This is a genomic window from Microvirga solisilvae (assembly GCF_022808595.1).
Classification (GTDB): Bacteria; Pseudomonadota; Alphaproteobacteria; order Rhizobiales; family Beijerinckiaceae; genus Microvirga; species Microvirga solisilvae.
This window is the reverse complement of record NZ_JAKUCN010000004.1, coordinates 306,225-326,931: the sequence shown is the minus strand read 5'-3', so window position 1 is coordinate 326,931 and position 20,707 is coordinate 306,225. Positions and strand designations below refer to the sequence as shown.

General features: G+C 59.3%; 18 protein-coding genes and 1 tRNA gene. 12 read left to right on the top strand and 7 right to left on the bottom strand.

Annotation, left to right across the window (positions count from 1 at the left end):
* The first annotated feature begins 12 nt into the window (after positions 1–12).
* Both MJ639_RS11270 and MJ639_RS11265 read left to right on the top strand, forming a co-directional pair.
* Positions 13–423 carry a hypothetical protein gene (locus MJ639_RS11270; protein WP_243371925.1) on the top strand — a complete coding sequence of 137 codons (411 nt, stop codon included), beginning with the start codon at positions 13–15 and terminating at the stop codon, positions 421–423.
* 191 nt (positions 424–614) lie between these two features.
* Positions 615–1,409 (top strand): SDR family NAD(P)-dependent oxidoreductase, encoded by a 795-nt coding sequence (locus tag MJ639_RS11265; RefSeq protein ID WP_243371923.1) that lies wholly within the window; start codon positions 615–617, stop codon positions 1,407–1,409.
* Positions 1,410–1,469: 60 nt separating this feature from the next.
* Here MJ639_RS11265 and MJ639_RS11260 read toward each other — a convergent pair whose 3' ends face one another.
* Positions 1,470–3,677 carry a bifunctional diguanylate cyclase/phosphodiesterase gene (locus MJ639_RS11260; RefSeq protein WP_243372039.1) on the bottom strand — a complete coding sequence of 736 codons (2,208 nt, stop codon included), beginning with the start codon at positions 3,675–3,677 and terminating at the stop codon, positions 1,470–1,472.
* 611 nt (positions 3,678–4,288) lie between these two features.
* Between MJ639_RS11260 and MJ639_RS11255 the strand changes: the two genes are divergently transcribed.
* Positions 4,289–5,506 carry an alpha/beta hydrolase gene (locus tag MJ639_RS11255; protein WP_243371921.1) on the top strand — a complete coding sequence of 406 codons (1,218 nt, stop codon included), beginning with the start codon at positions 4,289–4,291 and terminating at the stop codon, positions 5,504–5,506.
* Between the two features lie 72 nt (positions 5,507–5,578).
* On the opposite strand, the gene modA is transcribed toward MJ639_RS11255, so the two are convergent.
* From modA to MJ639_RS11235, 4 genes are read right to left on the bottom strand one after another with little or no spacing between them, the layout of a single operon-like run.
* A complete protein-coding gene (gene modA, locus MJ639_RS11250) occupies positions 5,579–6,391 on the bottom strand; it encodes a molybdate ABC transporter substrate-binding protein (protein ID WP_423790784.1) in 813 nt (270 codons plus the stop codon).
* Positions 6,388–7,287 carry a DMT family transporter gene (locus MJ639_RS11245; RefSeq protein WP_243371919.1) on the bottom strand — a complete coding sequence of 300 codons (900 nt, stop codon included), beginning with the start codon at positions 7,285–7,287 and terminating at the stop codon, positions 6,388–6,390. The genes modA and MJ639_RS11245 overlap by 4 nt, the downstream gene beginning before the upstream one ends.
* 16 nt (positions 7,288–7,303) lie before the next feature.
* Positions 7,304–9,700 (bottom strand): PIG-L family deacetylase, encoded by a 2,397-nt coding sequence (locus MJ639_RS11240; protein ID WP_243371917.1) that lies wholly within the window; start codon positions 9,698–9,700, stop codon positions 7,304–7,306.
* On the bottom strand, positions 9,690–10,943 hold the full coding sequence (locus MJ639_RS11235) for an ROK family transcriptional regulator (protein WP_243371915.1): 1,254 nt from the start codon (positions 10,941–10,943) through the stop codon (positions 9,690–9,692). Before MJ639_RS11235 ends, MJ639_RS11240 begins: the two co-directional genes overlap by 11 nt.
* Positions 10,944–11,107: 164 nt before the next feature.
* Here MJ639_RS11235 and MJ639_RS11230 point away from each other — a divergent pair, with 164 nt between their 5' ends.
* The 7 genes from MJ639_RS11230 to MJ639_RS11200 all read left to right on the top strand — a co-directional run bounded on the left by MJ639_RS11230 (position 11,108) and on the right by MJ639_RS11200 (position 18,106).
* The gene (locus MJ639_RS11230; protein WP_243371914.1) at positions 11,108–12,361 is read left to right on the top strand and encodes an extracellular solute-binding protein; all 1,254 of its coding nucleotides are present in this window, start codon (positions 11,108–11,110) and stop codon (positions 12,359–12,361) included.
* 25 nt (positions 12,362–12,386) lie between these two features.
* Positions 12,387–13,313, top strand: coding sequence for a carbohydrate ABC transporter permease (locus MJ639_RS11225; protein ID WP_243371912.1), 927 nt, complete (start codon positions 12,387–12,389; stop codon positions 13,311–13,313).
* Complete coding sequence (locus MJ639_RS11220; RefSeq protein ID WP_243371902.1) at positions 13,313–14,164, top strand: carbohydrate ABC transporter permease; 852 nt, start codon at positions 13,313–13,315, stop codon at positions 14,162–14,164. The genes MJ639_RS11225 and MJ639_RS11220 overlap by 1 nt, the downstream gene beginning before the upstream one ends.
* A gap of 4 nt (positions 14,165–14,168) precedes the next feature.
* The gene (argH, locus tag MJ639_RS11215) at positions 14,169–15,674 is read left to right on the top strand and encodes an argininosuccinate lyase (protein ID WP_243371900.1); all 1,506 of its coding nucleotides are present in this window, start codon (positions 14,169–14,171) and stop codon (positions 15,672–15,674) included.
* Between the two features lie 2 nt (positions 15,675–15,676).
* A complete protein-coding gene (locus MJ639_RS11210; RefSeq protein WP_243372028.1) occupies positions 15,677–16,747 on the top strand; it encodes an ABC transporter ATP-binding protein in 1,071 nt (356 codons plus the stop codon).
* Positions 16,744–17,637 carry a carbohydrate kinase family protein gene (locus MJ639_RS11205; RefSeq protein WP_243371898.1) on the top strand — a complete coding sequence of 298 codons (894 nt, stop codon included), beginning with the start codon at positions 16,744–16,746 and terminating at the stop codon, positions 17,635–17,637. The genes MJ639_RS11210 and MJ639_RS11205 overlap by 4 nt, the downstream gene beginning before the upstream one ends.
* A gap of 112 nt (positions 17,638–17,749) precedes the next feature.
* On the top strand, positions 17,750–18,106 hold the full coding sequence (locus MJ639_RS11200) for a hypothetical protein (protein WP_243371897.1): 357 nt from the start codon (positions 17,750–17,752) through the stop codon (positions 18,104–18,106).
* A 200-nt stretch (positions 18,107–18,306) separates the two neighbouring features.
* Here the strand turns inward: MJ639_RS11200 and MJ639_RS11195 are convergent.
* Both MJ639_RS11195 and phhA read right to left on the bottom strand, forming a co-directional pair.
* Positions 18,307–18,382: transfer RNA gene (locus tag MJ639_RS11195), tRNA-Lys, on the bottom strand.
* A gap of 99 nt (positions 18,383–18,481) precedes the next feature.
* Entirely contained in the window at positions 18,482–19,339 is an 858-nt protein-coding gene (phhA, locus tag MJ639_RS11190) for a phenylalanine 4-monooxygenase (RefSeq protein WP_243371895.1), read from the bottom strand.
* A gap of 129 nt (positions 19,340–19,468) precedes the next feature.
* Between phhA and MJ639_RS11185 the strand changes: the two genes are divergently transcribed.
* Complete coding sequence (locus MJ639_RS11185) at positions 19,469–19,945, top strand: Lrp/AsnC family transcriptional regulator (RefSeq protein ID WP_243371886.1); 477 nt, start codon at positions 19,469–19,471, stop codon at positions 19,943–19,945.
* Between the two features lie 47 nt (positions 19,946–19,992).
* The gene (locus tag MJ639_RS11180) at positions 19,993–20,697 is read left to right on the top strand and encodes a hypothetical protein (RefSeq protein WP_243371878.1); all 705 of its coding nucleotides are present in this window, start codon (positions 19,993–19,995) and stop codon (positions 20,695–20,697) included.
* Positions 20,698–20,707: the final 10 nt, after the last annotated feature.

Genomic DNA, 20,707 nt, shown 5'->3' with positions numbered 1-20,707 from the left:
ATTAGGCGGCACATGGTCGGGCTGCTATCCCTCCGTGGTCACGCAAGGGGGAGCCGTATGGCAAAAACCGCAAAAGACTCGCTCAAGAAAATTTCCGCTCTCAGGGACAAAGCCCTGCAGCGCGGCGAAAAGCTGGGGCGCACCCTGACCAAGCTTGTTGCGCAATCCGAGCCGGGCTCGGAGATCGAGGATTTCCTGAACGCTGTTCAAGGCGGCCTCAAGGCCATTCGCAAGAGCGTCAAGTCTGCGGAACGTTCATCCGGCAATGGAAAGAAGACCCCGAAGAACAAGTCCTCGAAGGCGAGTCCCCCGGAAGAGCCGAAGAAAAAAGACGCAAGGAAATCCACAAAGCCCAAAGCAGCCCCCAAGGAAGCTGCGCCTGCAGATATTCATCCTCTTCCTGAGGCGAGTGGTCGGGGTTGATCCCACGCCTCGATCGATGCGCCAGCTGAGCTTTTCCGGCTGATCCCTCCGGTACCCTGCGAGAGCACATGACAGGTGTGGGGTGCGGCAATCACTCCTCATCCGGAACATTCTCTCCGAAGGCTGGTTTGGCACTGCAAGTGCGATGCTGCAATGGCACAGCATCGCTTGCTGCCAGACAGGAGTTTCCCATGGCTCAGGCCGTCCGCCCTCTCGCCGTCGTCACTGGCGCCTCAACAGGCATTGGCTTCGAACTTGCCAAATGCTGCGCCAATAACGGATTCGACCTCCTTATCGCAGCGGACGAACCGAGGATCAACGAAGCAGCCCAGGAACTCCGCAAGCTCGGCGCCAGGGTCGACGCTGTGGAAGCCGACCTTGCGACGATGGAAGGCGTCGACAAGCTCTACCAGGCCATCACGGCCTCGAGCCAGCCTGTCGAGGCGCTCCTGGCCAATGCGGGACGCGGTTTGGGCCACGCTTTCCTCGATCAGAATTTCGACGATGTCCGACATGTGATCGATACCAACGTTACGGGCACACTTTATCTGATTCATAAGATCGGGAAGGATATGCGTAGCCGTAACTCGGGACGCATTCTGATCACGGGCTCGATCGCAGGGTTCATGCCGGGCAGTTTTCAGGCTGCCTACAACGGCAGCAAGGCGTTTCTCGACTCTTTCTCGTTTGCTCTGCGCAATGAGCTCAAGGATACGAACATCACCGTGACATGCCTGATGCCCGGTGCAACTGAAACCGAGTTCTTCGAGCGCGCCGACATGATGGACACTCAGGTGGGGCAATCCGACAAGGACGACCCTGCAGAGGTGGCGAAAACCGGATTCGACGCCATGATGAACGGCGAAGGCGATGTCGTGACCGGCTGGAAGAACAAGCTCATGACAGCAGTGGCTTCGGTCACACCATCAGGTATCCTGGCAGAGCAGCATCGCAAGATGGCCGAACCTGGATCCGGAAAGTCATGATGGATAGAGCCTGAGAGGCGGATCGAGTCAGTTGGGAACGATGGATGCCTCAAGCATTCCTCATGCCAAAGGATGCACGTTTTCACTGGCCTTATAGCTTCCCTGGGTTTCCGTCATAAAAGCTGCGAAGGCTTCTCGAGGCATTGGCTTGGCGATCAGATAACCTTGGGCCTGAGTAGCACCGGCCAAGCGCAGGGCATTGAGCTGCTCCTCCGTTTCGACGCCCTCGGCTGTCGTGCTCATTTTGAGATCATTGGCAAGACTGATCGTTGCCTTGATGATCGCGCTGCTGTCTGCCGATCCGAGCATGCCACGCACGAACGATTGGTCGATCTTGATCTTGTCGAAGGGAAAGCTTCTCAAGTAGCTCATGGAGGCATAACCGGTGCCGAAATCGTCGAGGGAAATCGACACTCCAAGCGCCTTGAGCTGTTTGAGCGTCGCGGTCGCCTCCTCTGTGAGCTTGACCGATTCCGTGAGTTCCAGAACCAAGCGATGAGCCGGTAGACCTGAGGCGTTCAGGGCCTTCGTGACGCTGGCGAATACATCTCGGCGCTTGAACTGCACGGGTGAAAGATTGACAGCAACCTTCAGCGGCAGGGTCCATGTCATGGCCGTCGAGCAGGCTTCCTCAAGGACCCAGTCACCGAGCGGACCGATCAGGCCGGAATCCTCTGCAGCCGGAATAAAGTTCTGAGGCGAGACCATCCCTTTCGTGGGGTGTTTCCATCGCACCAAGGCTTCGCAGCCCCATATTTGATTTGTCGCGAGGTCAAGGATGGGCTGATAGAACAGCTCGAATTCCTTGCTATCAAGGGCGCTCTTCAGCGCCCCTTCGAGCTCGCGCCGTTCGGCTCGGGAATCCTTCATGCTCGCATCGTAAAGACGATAGGCATTATCGGGATCTGACTTCGCCTCGTACAAAGCGATATCGGCCGATCTCATGATCTCGTTAGATGTCTTGATGCTGGGGGAAGATAGCGCGACGCCGATCGATATCCCGACTTCGATCTCCGTGTTGGCAACCGTGCATGGCACCTTGAGAGCGGCCTGTACGGCCCGAACGAGGTCGACGGCCTGTTGTTGGCCCTTGATGGGCCTCTGGATAATGGCGAATTCATCACCGCCTATCCGTGAGATGAAATCGCTCTTCCTGAGACGTTCACGCAGCCGCCGCGCCACGGCCTTGACGATCTCGTCTCCTGCGGCGTGCCCGTGATTGTCATTGATGTCCTTGAACTTGGCGAGATCCAGAAGGTGCAGCGCAAAGTTCGAGCTTGATTTTTGAGAAGCCTGAAATGTTCGCTTGAGTTCGTCGACAAAGAATTGCCTGTTGGGGAGCTTGGTCAGCATGTCATGACGTGACAGATAGCTTTCGCTGGCGGCTCTGAGAAGGCCGGTCCTGACCTGCTTGATGCCAAGCAGACTGGCTGCGTCGATCATGACATCGATGAAGAAGGCCATGAACCTGACAACGCGAGCCTCGAAACGCCGCCCGGCCATGAGCTCGGCCACGGTTCTGCTGACGGCGATGCCGCTTGGATAATTGGCGAGAGGATGGAGAGCAATCAGGCGCTCTCTGGCATCGAGCCAACTGACATCACGAATGAGCGTGGGAGTGTTCTTCGCGATCATTCGCTGAAGGGGTGTGTTCGGCAGCCAGACCTTGCGCCCAAGGGCTTTCGCATCAGCCGGGCTATGAGCCAGAATTATTCCATCACGCCGATAGAGGGTGATGGCCATCGAATGCGTCCTGAGATGATCCAAATAAATCTTCTCAAGAGAATGCTGATCTATCGTGGCTGCGATGATTCCGAGAAAATTACCATCGGCGTCGTTGATCTTTCGGGCAAGGGAGAGCACCCTTTTTCCGGTGGCCTCAATCTTGATGGGCTCGCTTAAATAAAGCAGCAGCGATGGATCCGTCGAAAGCGCGCGGTAATAAGACGTGTCTCTCAAGTACACGGAATTGGAGATCGGACCTGGAATCGACGAACCGGCAACCCGCCCTCGGGTGTTGATGAGATTGATGCGTATGATCTGAGGGAGAGATTGGGCCGCCTCGGCGAGAAGAGATTTTGTTGCCTTCGATCCCGCGAAGGCCTCGAACTCATCTGCCTTGAGACTGGCTTGCGGGATCTTGCCGACGATGTCCCGTAGAACATTCTCGATGGAGCGGAAGACGGCATCCGTACGTTCTTGGAGAGTCAGGGCAAGGCTCGCCAGGTCGCTCTCGGCCCGCGCAAGATCATCACTGTGGCCTCGCACAATGAGGAAAACGGCGCAGACAAGGGCTGCAGCCGCGATCAGAATGCTGAGGGAGATGATTAGATAAGCTGGCACAATACGTTTCGATATAACTTTTCTTGGACGAACTCCGCCAGATACTGCTTATATCTGCGCTTAATTCGTTAATTTTTATGCAATTCAACTCAACTCAACTAAAAACTTCTTCTTCAATTGATCACTACGGCATCCAAAATAACTTCTAACTTCTCTCGCCATCTGAAAGAAACAATACTTCAGATTATTTGCAATATAAATCCGCTACGGAAACGGAAGACTCTGAACCAAGCAAATCAGCCGCAATTGCTAAAGAATCTAGCCTTTATCATTAAAATCCGCTCCACAAGCTCGACAAAGACGCAAATCTCATGAAAATCTACCCGAGCAGCCACTCCCGAAAGGCAGGCAAGCTGCGATCAGGAGCAGGATTGCAGTGTTAATCCGTTCCAGTTGGTGGCAGCGGACTAGGCTTGAGCGAGGTCGCTGAAGGTACAAGTCAGGTTCTCAATCGGCTTGGCAACCTTGGCATTGTCCTGGAAAGCGGGGGCACGATGATCACAAGGCTCTTCACCGCGGTAGCAGGCCGAAACAGGATGCTTCGGCTCGCTCATGGCGCGATCATCCTGAGCGCCCTTTCCGCCTGTGCTGACCTACGTGGCGCGCTGCTCCCCGTCTCGGCCACTGACCCTCATGCAAGCCGCGTCGATATGCTCGTAGCCACGACCCGCATGCGAGCGACCGCTTCTGATGAGTTCTTCACGGGCGACCGCGGCCCTGCCCTCTCCTTCGCCGAGTTTACCGTCTCCATTCCGCCGGAAGCCAATCGCAAGCCGGGCGAGGTCCAGTGGCCGCGCAGCGTTCCCGGAAACCCGACAACCGATTTCGTGACTCTCAAAGCGGATCTGATCGACCGCACGCAGGCATCCGCGTGGTTCCACCGCACCGTGCGCAAGGTGCCTCAGCGCCGAGTTCTGGTGTTCATTCACGGCTTCAACAATCGCTTCGACGATGCCGTGTTCCGCTTTGCGCAGATCGTGCATGACGCCGGAACCCCGGTTGCTCCCGTTCTCTTCACCTGGCCTTCACGGGGCAGCGTTTTGGCTTATGGATACGACCGTGAGAGCAACACGTATTCGCGCAACGCTCTGGAGACCACGCTGCGCACGCTCGCCAGAGATCCTGAGGTTGGTGAGATTTCGGTGCTGGCGCATTCCATGGGCAATTGGGTCACTCTCGAAGCTCTGCGCCAGATGGCGATCCGTGACGGCCGAATTGCACCGAAGATCCGAAATGTCCTTCTGGCGGCGCCGGACGTCGACGTCGACCTTTTCCGTGAATCGATCTTGGACATGGGCAAAGCCCGTCCGAACTTCACTCTGTTCGTCTCTCAGGACGACCGGGCCCTCGCCATCTCCCGTCGGCTTTGGGGCGACTCCGTGCGCCTCGGGGCGATCGATCCCGAACAGGAGCCCTACCGCAGCGCATTGGAAAAATCCGGCATCAATGTATTGAACCTGTCCAAGCTCCGCTCCGGCGATCCTTTGAACCATAGCAAGTTCGCGGAAAGCCCCGAGGTTGTCCGCATGATCGGTCAGCAGCTCGCCGAAGGCCAGACACTGACGGATTCACGGGTTGGGATCGGTGACAGGATCATTCAGGTGACTGCAGGAGCGGCAGCGGCTGTCGGCACGGCTGCGGGACTAGCGGTTTCTGCTCCGGTCGCCGTTATCGACCCGCGTACGCGGGAAAACATGCAAGGCCATATTCAGAACCTCGGAAACTCTGTGTCGGACACCGTCACGCCCGAATAAACAATCTCCTTGAGGTCCTGAATGCCGGTTGCGGAGATGCGACGGAAAAGCCTGTTGCAATGGCAAAGACAATCATGAGCCCGAGAGGGAACGGTTCAGAACCGTGAAGCCCTGCTTCTCGAAGATGGACTTCGCAGCAGGCGAACGCAGATAGCTCAGAAAGGCCGAAGCCGCGGGGTTATCAGCATCCTTCAGAAGAGCTGCCGGGTAGATGATCGGCGGATGACTGTCTTCCGGGAAGGTTCCGACGATCCTGACACCAGGATCGGACGCTGCATCCGTCTGATAGACGATACCCAGCGGAGCTTCTCCACGCGACACCAGCAGCAGCGCCGCGCGCACGTTCTCGGCCTGGGCCACAGAGCCCTTCACGCGGTCCCAAACACCCAGCTTTTCCAGCGCCATCTTGCCATATTTCCCGGCCGGAACCGCATCGACATTGGCCATCGCCAGCTTGCCTCCCTTCAAGGCAGCGGCAAGATCAAAGCCTGGAATCGGCGCCAATGTTACAGCCGCATCCTTCGCAGCAATCAGGACAAGGCGATTGGCGAGCAGGTTCACGCGGGTTTCAGGCCGGATCAGGTTTTTCTGCGCGAGATAATCTATCCAGTCGAGATCGGCCGAGACGAAGATGTCCGCCGGCGCCCCCGCTTCGATCTGCTTCGCCAGAGCATTGCTACCGGCATAGGAAATCGTGGGCGCGCGCCTGCCGCTCTCGCGCGCATAGCCTGCAGCCGCCTCGTCCAGTGCGTTCTTGAGGCTTGCGGCCGCGAACACCAGCAGGTCGCGATCCTGCGCGGCGGAAGGCAGAGGCGACATTCCAAGGCCGAAGGCGAGCCCACAGGCTCCCATGAGCGACAACCAGAAACGACGCGTTGTGTTCATGCCCGCACCTTGCTCTTGAACCACCGTTCCGCCGGCGTCGCCAACAGGGTGGTCGAAATCACGATGGCTGCACCGATAACCAAAGACAGCGTTGGAATCTCTCCGAACAGGAGCCAGCCTGCAACCCCTGAGAAGACAATCGAAAGATATCCGATCGGGGCGAGAAGTCGCGATTCCTGTTTCTGATAAGCCTGGAGCCAGCAATATTGTCCCAGCTGCGCGAGGACGCCGACGAGAATGATGTTCGGTGCCTCGCTCAGAGGGATTGGCACCCATACGATTGCAGCGGGGATGGACGTCAATATTGTCAGGCCAGCCGTGTAGAAGAGCATGAGAACGACCGTACTCTCGCCGGCAAGCTTTCTCGTCTGAACCACCGCCAGCGCCCCGAAGATGACCGATCCGAAGGCCGCGAGGATTCCCATGTTCCATGGGATGGAGCCAGGCTGAACGATGATCAGGACTCCGAGAAAGCCGAGCGCCGTGAAGGCATAGCGCGTCCGGGTGACGATCTCTCCGAGAATGAGAGCCGCGAGCACCAACTGGATAAGCGGACGCGTGAAGCCGATGGCGGTGACGGACGCAAGAGGCAAGGCCGCGAACGCGGCGAAGTTGCACGTCAGCGCTGCGGAATTGAACGCGACACGCGCGAGGTGAGTACGAATGTTGGAAAGGTTCGTCAGCTTCTCACGATGTCGCCACATGAGCGGCGCAACCGAAATGAAACCGACGAGGGAGCGCAGAAAGACAAGCTGGACAGCGGGATAGGTTTCACCCTCGGCCTTGACGATGGCCTGCATGATCGTGATCAGCGTCATGTCGATGAGCAACCAGACCACGCTCCTCCACAAAGGGATTGTGGTCGAGTTCACATCGCTGTCCGGTGAAGCTGCCATGTCTCCTCGCCAGCCGTCAGGCCGGTTGAACCAGATTGGCCAAGAGCCGGAAAGCGCCCGGCACCAGCTTGTCCAGCTGATGATGCAGAACGAGCGCCACATGCGTATGCCGCCCTCGCCCGATCCGCGCCGAAACGAGCGATCCTTTCAGTGGTTTCTCTCCCGGATCGCTCAAAGCGAGAAGCTCCTCGTAAGCGGGATCGTATTCCGCTGCGAAGTAGAGCCCTCTCTCCTTGTCCCAACCCTGCCAATCCTCCGCTTCGATCCTGTTCGGATGCGTCAGCAAAGGACTCTCGGACTTCAGAACAGTGACAGGAGCCGCCGGGTCGACCACGCGCCACCGGAGCGACGGCGAGCCGATGACCAAACGGCGCAGCGGTGTGGCATCGGGATTCCAACCATCGGTAGGGCGATGGTAGAGTGTCACCAGATGCCCGCCCTCCTCGACGAAGCGATGTAGAAGGCGGGTTGCCGCCTGAAGGTCTTTTCGAATTCCGAACGCGAAGATGCCGACAACGATTGTCGTGAACTGCGATAGCGAGCCGGTCTTCAGGTCGGCATCGGTCAGATCCGTCACGTCGAGGCCGAGACGGCGCATATGGGCGCCGACATTGTCGCTTCCGCCACCGATATATCCGATGCGCACATTGGCAGGGAGAGCGGCATCGAGCGTCAGAGCTTTAAGTTCGACAGGCGATACGTATGAGCCGGGCCGAATATGCGGATAAGCGATCGTTTGCGTCTGGCTTGCCGGCCTTCCATCGACAATAGGAATGAGCTTCGAAACTCCGGTTCCGGTCTGTTGCGGCGGATCGACAATCCAATCGCTCCCCTCTGCACGGACGCTCCAGCCACTCGGCTTTTGCCAGTCTTGAATGGCTGCGCCTGTTGTCTTTACCCGGATGCTGGAGAGACGTTCGCTATTCCTGATAACGGCAATCGCAGGATCGAGAGACAAGGATTGCTCAGGGCCGACCCTCATGGGTTCCTCAGCATCTATATCGACCCTGATCGTGCGGGATTCCACATTGCCTGAGACGATCACTCCGGCCTCGCCATTGCCGCCGAGAGGATCGTAGGCCGCCGGGTAATTGCCCGTATGGGATACCGACGCGGGAATTGTAAGATCGTACCGGACGCGCTTTGCCTCCCTGATAATCTCGACAGCGTCTATCCCTTTGGGAAGACGTGGCGAGATGCTGAGGTTCGCAACATCAGGCGCATCGATGTGGACATCGAGCATCGCGTGCGCGCCTGGATGACACGTGCCCGCAATAACCGCACGCGCTGCGTTCACGCGCGTTTCGAAAAGCGCGACATCGATTTCCCGAAGTTTGCGGTCGAGGCGATGGCCTATTCTTTCGGCCATTTCCCCGTCGAGTGCCTCTCTTCCCTTTTCGATCAGGCTCGCGGCACGGCCAAGCGCCACGCCGATCCGCTTGCGATCCGGGAATGCGGCAACAGCAGCATCAAGATGCTGCTGCGCCTCCTGCAATGCATCGGCTGCTGCCCAGGGCAGACCAGGGATCATCGACAGAGCGGAGAGGTTCGCGGATAGGTGATCGCGAATGTCGCTTTCAGGCTCAGCCTGTCCGCCCGCTTGGAGCTTCAGATGAAGGCTCCACTGGTCAATCGGATCGTCGCGCCACACACCCATGCCCTGAGACGCATGCGCCGCCCGAGACCATTCACCGAGTTGCCGATAAGCCAGGCCTGTGACCTCGTCACCTCCAGCCACTTCAACATTGAGCGTCGTGGGTGGCGGCGGCACCTCGTCGTCATAGGCATAACCTGCGCCTGACCATGCCGGCAGATAGAATTTTGAAACCTGCCATGGCCTGAGGCCCTGCTGCGCGTGCTCCGGAAAGACTGAAGGATCGGCTGCCGCGACGAATGCTTTTTCCGCGGCACGGGTCATCGCGCGGTGATGGCCGTGCTGTCCCGGCACATCCAAAAAAGTCGGGATGACGATATCGGGACGGTACTGTCGGTATGCTCTAACAAGACGCTCGACGATGCGCTCCTCGCCCCATCTCTTCAGCGTGTCGTCGCCGTTCTTCGAGAAGCCGAAATCATGCACCGGGTCGTCGGGTCCGTGGCCGAGCCATGCCACATCGGCATCGATGCGGCGTGCTGCTTCTTCCATCTCAGCGGTGCGCAAAACACCGAGCGCCCCGCCCCGCTCCGGTCCGAGAGCGTTCTGTCCGCCCTCTCCTCGCGTGGAGCAGGCTACGACGACGCGCATGCCGTAAGCGAACCGGAAGGCGGCCAGCATGCCGTTGATCTCGTCGTCCGGATGCGCCCCGGTATTCATCACGGTGACAACCGAGCGCAACCGGCTCAAGGCGCGATGCAGTCGGACGAGCGCAGGCTGATGGACAGCACGCGCGAGACGATGATGGTCATCCAGCAAGGGAGATCTCCTCGTTCGAACGTTCGCGATGAGCCGCCTGGGCCGTGTCGAGCCGGGGCGTCATCGTTTCCAGAAGCGGCAAGGCAGCGGCACCGAGAGCGGCTGTGAATTGACCTGTGCGTCCATGGATCAAACGCGCCTCGCTTCGATTCCTGCGGCGCGCCACCGATAACGGAAGCGGCTGCATGGCTTGAGCGAGATCCGCCAAGAGACCCGGCGGCAGCGCGCCGCCGATCACGACGGCCTCGGGATCGAAAAGGTTTTCGAGCATGGCGATCTGGGGCGCGAGATAATCCGCCGCCTCCTGAACCCACGCCGCGACGACGGGATGCTTCTCACGATGGAGGCGCTCCAGATGCGTCTCGTCGACAATGTGAATTCCCGCAGCCGCCAGCTTTTCGGAAAGGGCCTGCATGGACGCATAAGCTTCAAGACAGCCGTGCTGTCCGCACGAACAGAGACGCCCGCTCTTCTGCACCATGACGTGACCGATCTCGCCCGCATTGCCGTTCGCCCCGCGATAGGGACGACCATCGATCATGATGCCAAGGCCAAGGCCCTGGCCGAAATAGATTAGACAGAAATTTTTCAGGTCCCTCGCGACGCCATGAAGACGTTCGCCGACAGCCGCCGCGGTTGCGTCGTTCTCGAGCGTGATGGGCAGATCGAGCAACTTCCCGATACCTGCCACCGCATCGAAGTCGAACCATCCCGAAAGTGTCGTCGGTCCGACCGAGGACATGCCCTCGACATTGAAGGGGCCCGGCATGACCACGCCGACTCCGAGCAGCTGCGGAACGGGCGACTTGATCTGCGCTTGGGCCGCCTCAATCTCGGCCTTGATGATCGGCAACACTGTTTCGGGATCGTTGCGCGGAAGCGGTGTTGTCCGCTGGGCACGGATGCGTCCGCCGATATCCACGAGAAGAGTGGAGATATGGTCGGCGGCGATTTCGATTCCCGCCGTCATGCCGCCATCGGGATTGACGACGAATTGGATCGGCGGCAGCCCGCGCCCTGCCCTGAGCCGACCGGCCTTGATGAGCAGCCCGTCCGCGACAAGCTCTTCCACGATGTTCGAGACGGCCTGAGTGCTCAAATGCGCATGGCGCGAGATTTCCATCCGCCCGACCGGGCCGAGCTGGCGTACGACGTCCAGAACCACGCGGCGGTTATGGGAGCGATTCCTCTCCGGATTGCTTCCAATGGTCGATGGCGCACCGGCCTTGGCTTTTCTCGGCATCTCCCCTCCACGCCGGAAGAATGAGCCGGGACAATGAATAACTCAAGTTAATTATCTTATTGACAGGACGGTCTTACTTAAGGGAGCCTTGATGCCGGAATGGCCCTGTCAGGCCGCCACCAGAGAACGATGGGCGCCAGGCGTCCGACAATAAGGAGAGGGATATGCGTTTTCGTCACATGCTAGCGAGCGTTGCCGTGGGCTTCGCCACCTTCGCCTCTTTCGGCGCAAAGGCGGTCGAGATCGAGTATTGGCAATATGTCTTCGACACCCGTGTCAAGGCGATGACCCAGTTGATCGCCAAGTTCGAGGCTGCCAATCCGGACATCAAGGTCAAGCAGACCACGTTCCCCTATGCGGATTACCAGACGAAGGTCTCCGCCGCGATTCTCGCGGGCCAGGGCCCCGACGTGGTGCAGCTCTTCTACGGCTGGACGGATAATTTCATCGCCGGCAAGATGATCCGCCCCTTGCGGGCCGAAGCATTCCCTGCTGCCGATATCGAGCGCGACTTCTTCCCGATCGTAAGTGCGATGAAGCGCGGCAACGATTATTACGGCCTGCCGACGGCCGTGCGCTCCCTGGCGCTGTTCTACAACAAGAAGGCCTTCAAGGATGCGGGCCTCGATCCCAACAATCCGCCCAAGAACCTCGATGAACTTGTCGCCGCTGCGGAAAAGACCACGAAGCGCGATGGCGCAGGCAACATCGTCTCCGCCGGCATCACGCTCGACATGGCAGGCCAAGATCACCAATGGTGGCGCGAGGTGCTGGTCCGTCAGTTCGGCGGCGTGCCTTACACGGATAACGACACCAAGGTTGCCTACAACAGCGAGGCCGGCCTGAAGGCGCTCACCTTCTACACGGATCTCCAGACGAAGCAGAAAGTCGGCCAGGTTGGCTTCATGGATGAAGGACAGGCAGCGTTCCGTGCGGGCCTTGCCGCCATGACCATCGACGGCACTTTCCGTCTCGGCTCCTTCAACACGATCAAGGGCTTCGAATGGGGCGTGACTGAACTCCCCGCCAATGCCCAGGGCGTACGCAGCAACTATGCCAGCTACTTCGCCAACGCGATCACCACGAAGGCGGAAGGCGAAAAGCTCGCTGCCGCCGAGAAGTTCCTGGCCTATGTCTCCTCACCTGAAGCCATGAAGATCTGGCTGGAAGTCGTCGGCGAATTGCCGGCGCGTCGCGCAGCGGCTCTCACGCCCGAGAACACCGCGCATCCGGTCTATGGTCCGTTCCTCAAGGGTCTGGAATACGCTCACACCACGTTGTTCAAGGACGAGGCTGCCCAGCGCCAGACCGCCATCGACATGGTGAACCGCGTTCTGATCGGCAAAGAGGAGCCGAAGGCATCGCTCGCGAAGGCCGCCGAGGCCGAGCAGGCCATCATCGACCGCGCCAAGCGCTAAGCCAAAATCCGCGAGGATCGCACCGATGTCCGCTGTCACACATCGAGAGGCCGCCACCGGCGGTCTCTGGTCGAGGATGAGCCTTGGCCAGAAACAGGTGATCTGGGCCTGGGGCTTCCTCGCGGTTCCGCTGCTCTTCTATGTGGTGATCCGCTTCTGGCCGACCTTTCAGGCTTTCTATCTGTCCGTCACGGACTGGACCATCACGAAGCCTGCTTCATTCGTCGGTCTTGAGAACTACAAGAGGCTGGTTGCGGATCCTCTGTTCTGGCAGGTGTTCCGCAACACCTTCATGTATCTCATCCTGGGCACGCCGATCAGCCTGCTGATCTCGTTCGTCGTCGCCTATTATCTCGACCGCGTGCGGTTCATGCACTCGTTCATCCGCGCGTTGTACTTCCTGCCGTTTCTCACGACGGCGGCGGCCATGGCCTGGGTCTGGCGCTGGTTCTATCAGCCTGTCCCCATCGGCGTCATCAACGACATTCTTTCAAGTTTTGGCCTGCCGCAGCAGCCTTTCCTTCGCTCGACCACGCAGGCATTGCCGACCGTGCTCGCGCCCGCCGTGTGGGCGGGCCTCGGCTTCCAGATCATCATCTTCCTAGCGGGCCTGCGCGCCATTCCCGCCACCTATTACGAGGCCGCGCGTATCGACGGCCTGTCGGAATGGGCGATCTTGAGAAAGATCACCATTCCCCTGCTTAAGCCGACGCTGGTCTTCCTGGTCGTGTTTTCGTCGATCGGATTCCTGCGCATCTTCGATCAGGTCTACAACATCAACACCAACGATCCCGGCGGACCGCTCAATTCGACGAAGCCGCTCGTGCTGATGATCTATCAGACGGCGTTCAGCTCGTACGAGATGGGTTATGCCGCATCCCAGACCGTCGTCCTGTTCCTGATCCTGCTCGTGATCTCCCTCGTTCAACTGCGCATCATGAGAGACCGCTGATGACTGCCATCTCATCCTCTCCAGGTCTTCCCATGTCGCGTGTCAGGCCGGGACGGATCGTTTCCTGGACGCTCCTGTTCATCGGCGGCGTCATCATGATCACGCCGATTATCTTCATGCTGTCGACATCGCTGAAGGATGCCTCGCAGGTCTATGATCTGCGCGTAATCCCGGCGGCTCCGACACTCGACAACTACATCGAGATCCTGGGCGACGGGCGCTTCACGCGCTGGTTCATCAACTCGATGATCGTGGCGGGGATCGTCACCATCTCCAACGTGTTCTTCGACAGTCTCGTCGGCTACACGCTGGCGAAGTTCAAGTTCCGGGGTCGCTATCTCGTCTTCATCGCGATCCTCTCGACGCTGATGATCCCCACCGAGATGCTGGTGCTGCCATGGTATCTCATGGCGAGCCAGTTCGGCTGGGTGGACAGCTATTGGGGCATCATGTTCCCGGGCATGATGACGGCTTTCGGCACCTTCCTGATGAAGCAGTTCTTCGAAGGCGTGCCGGACGATTTCATCGAAGCCGCGCGGATCGACGGGCTCAATGAATTCACCATCTGGTGGAAGATCGCCATGCCGCTTGTCACCCCTGCCCTGTCGGCGCTGGCGATCTTCACCTTCCTCGGCAACTGGACGGCTTTCTTCTGGCCTCTCATCGTGACGACGAGCGCCGAGCTCTATACCCTGCCGGTAGGTCTCTCCAGCTTCGCGGTGGAGCAATCCATCCAGTGGGAAAAGATCATGACGGGCGCGAGCATCGCGACGCTGCCCACTCTCCTCATCTTCCTGTTCCTTCAGCGCTACATCGTGCGAGGCGTGATGCTGGCCGGACTTAAAGGATAAGCCGATGAACGCAGGCACCTTCAAGGACACCTCCGTCTTCCCGGACCCCACCTACAAGGAAACCGTTCTTCGTCCGCTCTTCGACGGCGCGAAGGATCACCATGTGGAGGGCTTCCGTCTCATCGACCGTGCTCACCTCGTCATGCTCCACGAGACCGGCATCCTCACCATCGAGCAGGCGCGTCCCATCGCACAGGCTCTCGAGGCCATCGACCGCGAGATCGATGTCAGCAAGCTCACCTATACCGGAGAGGTGGAGGATTTCTTCTTCCTGATCGAGAAGGAGCTGCGCGCACGCCTCGGGCCTGATCTCGCCGGACGCCTTCATACAGCGCGCTCGCGCAACGACATCGACCACACGCTGTTCAAGCTCGGCCTTAAAGCACGCATCGATCCCTTATTGGAGCGGATGGTTCGCCTCGCCGAGACGCTCACTGCCGTTGCGGAGCGCGAAAGCAACACGCTTATCGTCGCTTATACCCACGGACAGCCGGCTCAGCCTACGGTCTTCGGGCATTACCTCTCCGCCGTTCTGGAAACCGTCCTGCGCGACATCGCGCGTCTGGAAGCGGCCCGCGACATCGTCGACCGCTCTCCCATGGGCGCTGCAGCCATCACCACGAGCGGTTTTCCCATCGACCGCGACCTGATGGCCCGTCTTCTCGGCTTCAGCCGTCCGCTGCAGAATTCCTATAGCTGCATCGCATCCATCGATTACATCACCTCGACCTATTCCGCGATCGAGCTGACCTTCCTGCATCTCGGCCGCTTCATTCAGGATCTGCAATTCTGGACGAGCTTCGAGGTCGGCCAGGTCTATGTGCCCAACGCCTTCGTGCAGATCAGCTCGATCATGCCGCAGAAGCGCAATCCCGTTCCCATCGAGCATATGCGCCATCTGGCGTCCCAGACCGTCGGCCGCGCGCAGGCCATGCTCACCATCATGCACAACACGCCGTTCACTGACATGAACGACAGCGAAGGCGAGAGCCAGGGCTTCGGCTATGGCGCGTTCGAGAGCGGCGGCCGCGTTCTCGATCTGCTTACCGCGCTCGTGCCGGCGCTTCGCATCAATCCTGACCGGGTTCGCCAGAACATCCGCCGCAGCTGCATCACAGTGACGGAGCTCGCGGACAGCCTGGTGCGCCGGGAGGGCCTGTCGTTCCGCGAAGCGCATGAAATCGCAGCCGAGGTCGCCCGCGCCGTTGTCGCCATCGAAGGCGACATCGCGGAAGACGGCTATGACGCGTTCCATGAATCCTTCGAGCGCTGCACGAAGCGCCGGACCTCCATCGACAAGGCGCAGTTCGCCGAGATCGTCTCGCCGGAAAACTTCGTCGCCGTGCGCGACCGCTTCGGCGGCCCCGCCCCCAGAGCGCTGGCGCAGGCGATTGCCGGATACAAGCAGGAGATTTCGGGCATCCGCGCCCGCATGAGCGAGAATGCGCAGCGCGCGCGAACCTCCGCTCAGGATCTTCAAACCCGTTTCACCGCACTTCTCGGAGCCTGATGATGGCAACCATCGAACTTGATCGCCTCGTCAAACGCTATGGGCAGACGACTGTGGTTCACGGGATCGACCTGTCGATTCGGGACGGCGAATTCGTCGTGCTCGTCGGCCCTTCCGGCTGCGGCAAATCCACGACTTTGCGCATGATCGCGGGGCTCGAAGAGATCAGCGGCGGCGAGATCCGGATCGACGGCCGCGTCGTCAACGATCTGCAGCCCAAGGACAGGAACATCGCCATGGTGTTCCAGAACTACGCCATCTATCCGCACATGAGCGTTGCCGAGAACATCGCGTTTGGTCTCTATCGCTCCAAGCTCTCGAAAGCTGAGAAGCGCCAGCGCGTCGAACAGGTTGCCGGAACGCTTGGCCTGACGCCTTACCTGGAGCGTCGTCCTTCCGCCCTTTCCGGCGGGCAGCGTCAGCGCGTCGCCATCGGGCGCGCCATGGTGCGCGATCCCGCTGCGTTCCTGTTCGACGAACCCCTCTCCAATCTCGATGCGCAGCTGCGCACGCAGATGCGCATCGAGATCAAGCGGCTTCATCACCGCCTGGGCACCACGTCGGTTTTCGTCACGCATGACCAGGTGGAAGCCATGACCATGGCCGACAGGATCGTGGTGATGCGCGACGGGCGCATCCTGCAAGTGGGAACGCCGCTGGAGCTCTACGAGAAGCCGGTCGACATCTTCACCGCGCGCTTCATCGGCAGCCCGACCATGAACCTGATCCCCGCCTCCTTGCGCGATGGCGGAGCGGATCTGTCGGTGGGCGGCTCGGTTCGGGTGCCGCATGCAACGGCCACCACGTCCGACATTCTCGTCGGCGCGCGCCCGCAGGATCTCATTCCGACAAGCAACGGTGCGCAGGGCCTGACCGTCTCCGGCACGGTCGCCGTCGTGGAGACCTTGGGCTCTGAGACGCTCGTTCATATCGAGAGCGGCGGCCAGACCATCATCGGCTCCGCGCCCGGACGCGAGATCCCGCGCATCGGCGAGCACCTGACCTTCCATGCTCCTGCCGAGAGACTCTATTTCTTCGACAAGGCGACAGAGAAGGCATTGGCGGCCCAATGAGCGGAAAGCCTTCCGAACGCCGCAAGGTCGTGTGCCTTGGGCGAACCTATTGCGACATCATCTTCACGGGCCTAAAGGACATGCCGGTGCTCGGACGGGAGCGCTTTGCAGAAGGCGTGACGATCGCAGCCGGTGGCGGCGCTTATATCACCGCAGCGCATCTTGCGTCCCTCGGCCGTTCTGCGGCGCTGCTCACGCGTCTTGGCACGGATCCCCTGTCGCGCGGTCTCGATCCTGAACTCGAGGCCAGCGGCATCGACTTGTCCTTCGTCGAACGCTCAAACGATGCTGGCCCGCAGCCGACCGTTGCTTTGATCAAGGATAACGAGCGCGCCTTCGTGTCCCGCCGCGCAGGCGGCTCACGGCCATCCACGCTGGAAAAGGCTCTCTCGGATAACAGCGTCGCCCATCTGCACATCGCTGAATTCGCCACCCTTCACGACAACCCAGATGTGATCGCCATGGCGCATGGCCATGGCCTGACGGTGTCGCTCGACCCGAGCTGGGATGATCAGTTGATCCGCCGCGATGCCGCCTTCTTCACAATGTGCGCAGGCGTCGATATCTTCCTGCCGAATGTCGAGGAAGGACAGGCCCTCACCGGCGAGCATTCGGACGAGGCCATTTTGAAAAGTCTGGAAGAGCACTTCCCGCTCGTCGTGCTGAAGCGCGGCGAACGCGGCGCAACCGCCTCCAATAAAGCGGCCCGCATCGCGGTCGATGCCCTGCCCGTTAACGTGGTGGATACGACTGGCGCCGGCGATGCCTTCAATGCAGGCTTCCTGCATTCCTGGTTGAGCACCCGCGATCTGCAGGCAAGTCTGAAAGCCGGAATAGAAGCGGGCGCCCTCTCCGTACAGTCAACAGGCGGAGCGCCGTCACGCCTTTAACAAGGCGCTCGTGACTGCCTTGCTCGCGTCTGTTCCAGCGACGGCTCGACATACGATTGTTATTTTATCCAATCGCCCTAAGTGCAGTTGTCATGAGGAGTAAATTCTTCCCATGATAAAACTTGGTATAGCGGCCAGCTTTATGGCGCTCAGCATCATCCATGCAGCCGCGCAGGAGCCTCTCCTGATCGTAAAGGCCGAGAATCTCTTGCGCGACCCTAAATGGGCCTATGTCCATTTCAGCGTGCTGAATAATTCGAACAGAGCCGCGGAGGCGGTTTATGTCGCCTGCACATTTTTCGACAACGGCGGCGAGCCGCTCGAAACCGTTACTGGAGCTGTGTTGAATGTTAAACCCGGTGAGAAAGCCATCGGGAAAATCCACGCGCGCTACAAAGTCGAGATGGAAACAGTGAAGTGCCGCTTGAATGAGGCTGTCGGCCTCCCCACTCAACGTCCATCCCTTTGAGGTGACTGAGAAGCCCACTCCGCATGGCCGAAAAATCATCGGCTCGCGTGGTCCGTCCATAAGACTTTGATAAAGCGGACCACACAATGATGGCAGAGCCTTCTTGCAAAGCGAGCTTACGCTGCAGGAGAGCTTGAATAGAAAAAACCTTATCCGCCTGGTGTCGAATAAGGTTCAAACTTCCGAAATCTTGGAAAGATTGGTGGGTGATGTAGGGCTCGAACCTACGACCCGCTGATTAAGAGTCAGCTGCTCTACCAACTGAGCTAATCACCCGTCGCCGAAGCGAATTCAGCGACGCGTTGTTCGCTGAAGAGGCCGTGCGTGTAACAAACCGCACGGCCCCTGTCTAGCCCATTCGGAGAGGTTTTTTCCTTAAGCGGCGGATTTCGATTTGGCCCGGTGATAAGTACCGTCACCTTGTGTCAAAACCCGGTCCTCCGGCTGGATCTGGCCGGGCTCGATCTCCTCCTTCTCGGCCAGCTCTTTCCACAAGGGTATCAGCCGGTCGATATCCAGGCCCGGCCAGGCTTCGACGCCGTCGAGCACGAAATAGGTCTCCTGGTAATCGTCGATCCGGTAGAGGGTGCGCATCACCCGGCCGAGATCGAAGGCGACCCGGTTGGGCGACGGGCTTTCCAGGGCGAAGATCGTCTCGCCGGGCGAGGACGCGATGCCCGCGCCCACGATCCGCATGCCCTCAGGGGTCTGGGCGAGGCCGAACTCCACCGTGTACCAGTAGAGCCGCGCCAGGTACTTCAGCGCCCCGTGCTCGGCCGCAACAAGGCCGGCCTTGCCGTAAGATTCGAGATAATCCGCATAGATCGGCTGCATGATCAGCGGCACGTGGCCGAACACGTCGTGGAAGATGTCCGGCTCCTCGATATAATCGAGCTGTTCCGGCTTGCGGATCCAGAACCCCGCTGGGAACTGGCGGTTCGCCAGCATGCGGAAGAAGGCGAGGTCAGGGATGAGGCCCGGCACTGCCACCACCTCCCAGCCCGTCGCTGCCTTGAGGCGCTGGTTCATGACCCGGAAATCGGGGATCCCCTCCTCACCGATGCCAAGCCGGTCGAGCCCTTCCAGGAATTGGTCGGCGATGCGACCTTTCAGGATTTCCCGCTGGCGCTTGGCAAGCGTCCTCCAGGTCTCGTGGTCGGTCTCTGTATAGTTCTCGAAGCCTTGGTCGCGCATGTAATCGCGCGGATCGTCGCTGCCGGTGGCGGTATTCATGGCGTTTCCTCCGTCCATTGTTATGACGTTAGGATAGCACTCTCATCCGGTCATTTTCCGCCGGATGTGATCTGGATAAATGCTTTAGCAGTCATAAAATGACCTCAAGGCCCCTATTCGAGGTCAGTCATGAAGCGTCACCTGTCTCCTTCCGACCGCCGCATCCTGCGGGCCATCCAAGGTGATGGGCGCATCCCCAACTCCACGCTTGCCGAGAAAGTCGGTTTGGCCGCTTCCCCCTGCCTGCGACGCCTCAAGGCTTTGGAGGAGGATGGGATCATCGAGGGCTACCGGGCGCTCGTGAACCGCAAGGCCCTGGGTTTCGAGGTGGAAGCCTTCGTCTTCATCAAGCTGGAGCAGTCGGAGCCCGGCTGGCGCACGCGGCTCGTGGACCGGCTGAAAGGCTATGAGGAGGTCATCGCCTGCCATGCCCTTGCTGGCGAGGTGGACATCATCGTCCATGCGGTGGCACGCGACATCGAGAGCTTCGGCGAATTCACCATGAACCGCCTGCTCACCCTCCCCGGCGTCGCCGACGTGCGCTCGAGCTTCGTGCTCTCGACAATCAAGCCGCAGAGTCCGATTCCGGTGCCGGAGCATGTTTGAGGTCGATAGCTCAACATTGATATAGAGTTTCAATAATAAGTGGCGACATGCATCACGGTTCGAAGAGCAATGCAATGCGCTTTTTAACCTCAGTTACGCTCTTCATACTTCTTCTATTTTCCACGCCCGTCGCGGCAGCATGTTCGACGCTCTACAATAATTACACATGGATCATCGTTCAGGATGGCGATGAGGCGATTGAGTACAATGCAAAAAGCAGAAACCCAGCTTGGTCGATAGATGCGTTGACAGACGCAATCAGTTTCTGTGCTGATTGCGGACAGGTTCAGTTTTTTGAAGCCTCAAGCGCTCCGAAATTGCTTGAGTTTCTTCGAGCAGAAGCAGCGACAGACAACTTTAACCCGAATGGTGACCCGGTTTCCGTTCAGCTTGGGCCACTCAAGGGAAAAGCTCAGAGATTCACGACAGATCCCATGATTCAGCAGTTTCAAGACTGGATCGTCTTGGAAGCGAGTGACGGGTGCGTGTCCATCGTTCTTCAGCTTTTGAGCACCCATTCTCTTGAGCATTCGCCCTTCCGAGACCCAAATGCCATCGCTGATGCGACTGCCGTGACGCGCATTACGCGCGGCAAGGCACAGAACTTCGATATCCGCTGTTTGAAACAATCCGGCTTTGATCACTTCGAGTGGTTCAGGAAGTCGATCGGCGTTGAACCGCCTGAACCTGTTCCACCCATAAAAACGCCCTCGCATGAGGAATTCATGCGAGGGCTGCAAAGGCTCAATTAATTGAAGAGCG

What these genes read in the sequence shown, in the direction of transcription:
- MJ639_RS11225 (WP_243371912.1), top strand. Translation starts at nt 12,387, where the DNA reads ATGTCCGCTGTCACACATCGAGAGGCCGCCACCGGCGGTCTCTGGTCG.
- MJ639_RS11270 (WP_243371925.1), top strand. Translation starts at nt 13, where the DNA reads ATGGTCGGGCTGCTATCCCTCCGTGGTCACGCAAGGGGGAGCCGTATG.
- MJ639_RS11205 (WP_243371898.1), top strand. Translation starts at nt 16,744, where the DNA reads ATGAGCGGAAAGCCTTCCGAACGCCGCAAGGTCGTGTGCCTTGGGCGA.
- MJ639_RS11180 (WP_243371878.1), top strand. Translation starts at nt 19,993, where the DNA reads ATGCATCACGGTTCGAAGAGCAATGCAATGCGCTTTTTAACCTCAGTT.
- argH (WP_243371900.1), top strand. Translation starts at nt 14,169, where the DNA reads ATGAACGCAGGCACCTTCAAGGACACCTCCGTCTTCCCGGACCCCACC.
- MJ639_RS11220 (WP_243371902.1), top strand. Translation starts at nt 13,313, where the DNA reads ATGACTGCCATCTCATCCTCTCCAGGTCTTCCCATGTCGCGTGTCAGG.
- MJ639_RS11200 (WP_243371897.1), top strand. Translation starts at nt 17,750, where the DNA reads ATGATAAAACTTGGTATAGCGGCCAGCTTTATGGCGCTCAGCATCATC.
- MJ639_RS11230 (WP_243371914.1), top strand. Translation starts at nt 11,108, where the DNA reads ATGCGTTTTCGTCACATGCTAGCGAGCGTTGCCGTGGGCTTCGCCACC.
- MJ639_RS11265 (WP_243371923.1), top strand. Translation starts at nt 615, where the DNA reads ATGGCTCAGGCCGTCCGCCCTCTCGCCGTCGTCACTGGCGCCTCAACA.
- phhA (WP_243371895.1), bottom strand. Translation starts at nt 19,339, where the DNA reads ATGAATACCGCCACCGGCAGCGACGATCCGCGCGATTACATGCGCGAC.
- MJ639_RS11235 (WP_243371915.1), bottom strand. Translation starts at nt 10,943, where the DNA reads ATGCCGAGAAAAGCCAAGGCCGGTGCGCCATCGACCATTGGAAGCAAT.
- MJ639_RS11255 (WP_243371921.1), top strand. Translation starts at nt 4,289, where the DNA reads ATGCTTCGGCTCGCTCATGGCGCGATCATCCTGAGCGCCCTTTCCGCC.
- MJ639_RS11245 (WP_243371919.1), bottom strand. Translation starts at nt 7,287, where the DNA reads ATGGCAGCTTCACCGGACAGCGATGTGAACTCGACCACAATCCCTTTG.
- MJ639_RS11185 (WP_243371886.1), top strand. Translation starts at nt 19,469, where the DNA reads ATGAAGCGTCACCTGTCTCCTTCCGACCGCCGCATCCTGCGGGCCATC.
- modA (WP_423790784.1), bottom strand. Translation starts at nt 6,391, where the DNA reads ATGAACACAACGCGTCGTTTCTGGTTGTCGCTCATGGGAGCCTGTGGG.
- MJ639_RS11210 (WP_243372028.1), top strand. Translation starts at nt 15,677, where the DNA reads ATGGCAACCATCGAACTTGATCGCCTCGTCAAACGCTATGGGCAGACG.